Genomic DNA, 1,797 nt, shown 5'->3' with positions numbered 1-1,797 from the left:
CGGAGCGATTAATGTACTTAGGCGTAGGTAATCATCGCTTTATGTTCGGGTGTCAGTAAGTGTGCAATGTGATTGATGCTCGAAACATAGCATTGACCATTTTTGGCAAACAGTTCGGTGACGCCCGTATTCCTGGTTTGAAGATTCAGATCGATCATCATGTGCGCGTCGAGCCGCATGATGTGTTTCATTGCCATTGAAATGGCCCCACCTGAACTAAATACAAAAACACGTTCTGTTTGCAGGGCCATCAACTCTTGCAAGGCGGTTTGAATGCGCTGCTCAAATTGCGGCCACGTTTCTGGAAGGTTATCTCCAAGCCGTCCTTCAGACCAAGCTTGTAGCGCACGCCGTAGTGCCGAGAAAAACTCAGCGGGCTTAGTCGGCTTGGGCTCGTCGCTCGCCAGTGTGCTCAAGTATTCGCGAATCAGCGCCTCAAAGTCGAACTCGTTCCAATTAGGATCGACTACTTGCCGTACTGGAAGATCTCCAAAGGCCGCGAGTACACCCTGTGCGGTTTGCTGATGTCGGGCCATGCTCCCGGTAATAATGATAGATGGGGGCGCATCAAGCTGCGCAAGGTGCTCGCCGAGCTTGGTTGCTTGTGCTTCGCCAAGCGGTGAGAGTTGGTCATAATTGGCTTTGCCCAGAGAGGCTTGACCGTGGCGAACTAGGTAGATTTGGCTCATGTTTCGTTCTGCTCGTGCGCTAATTTAAAGACTGACAGCCTATTGTTTGCTGCATGCCAAGAGCAACTTTATTTCGCTGATTAACGGCTATTTCCGTTGGTTATGGCAGTAATCGTTCTTCTGTTAAGTTTTTATGATATTTTTGTTACAACGACTATATTTGCTCACACATTCCCGAAAGGCTTCATTTTTTATGTTCCCGACAAAATTTTCTGGCCCGAAACGCTCCGCAGGATATGCGAATAACGAAATCCTCAAAATGGGGGTGAGTTTTGTATTCCTGATCAGTGTACTGGGGTATGTGCTCGTCACAATGCAAGGTATGCCTGGCGGCTTCACCCTGGCGATTTCGGCCGCGGTTGGCGGATACATGGCGATGAATATTGGCGCAAATGATGTCGCCAACAATGTTGGTCCCGCAGTAGGCTCAAAAGCGATGACGTTGCTCGGTGCGATTGCCATTGCAGCGATATTTGAAGCTGCGGGCGCATTGCTCGCCGGCGGTGAGGTTGTCAGTACTATTAAAAAGGGCATCATTAATCCCGATGCCATAGCCGACAGTAAAACGTTTATGGCGTTGATGTTGGCAGCCTTGTTTGCGGGTGCTCTATGGCTTAACTTGGCGACCTTTTTTGGCGCGCCCGTATCGACTACGCACTCCATTGTAGGGGGCGTTCTGGGAGCCGGTATTGCTGCTGGCGGAATGGCGATCGCGAACTGGGATAAGATGGGGGCAATTGCCGCGAGCTGGGTGATCTCTCCGGTGCTGGGTGGTTTAATAGCCGCTGGCTTTCAACTCTATATAAAGCGCAACATCATGCACAGTGATGACATGCTTGGTGCCGCAAAACGATATGTCCCATACTTGCTCGGTATTATGGCTTGGTCGTTTGCGACGTATCTCGCTGTAAAAGGCTTGAAGAAAATTTTTCCGATGTCTTTCTTTGAGGCGGCCATGCTCGGCTTAGCGGTCGCTGTTGCCGTGTTTGCTTTGAGCAAAGTAGCGGTAGGGAAGGCGGCAAAAGTCAATGACAATAATTCTGAGGGCGTTAACAATCTCTTTACTTGGCCGTTGATTTTCGCCGCAGCACTCTTGAGTTTCGCGCAT

General features: G+C 50.0%; 2 protein-coding genes. One reads left to right on the top strand and one right to left on the bottom strand.

Features of this window, described 5'->3' with window-relative positions; genetic code table 11:
• Nucleotides 1–17: 17 nt before the first annotated feature.
• Nucleotides 18–689: a histidine phosphatase family protein gene (locus A3751_RS13960; protein ID WP_068457152.1), complete on the bottom strand. Its 672-nt coding sequence runs from the start codon at nt 687–689 to the stop codon at nt 18–20.
• Between the two features lie 193 nt (nt 690–882).
• On the opposite strand from A3751_RS13960, the gene A3751_RS13955 reads away from it, so the two are divergent.
• A partial coding sequence (locus A3751_RS13955; protein WP_197466354.1) for an inorganic phosphate transporter occupies nt 883–1,797 on the top strand: 915 nt, incomplete at its 3' end.

This window comes from Oleiphilus sp. HI0080, assembly GCF_001635135.1.
This window is presented reverse-complemented; position numbering and strand designations above follow the sequence as displayed.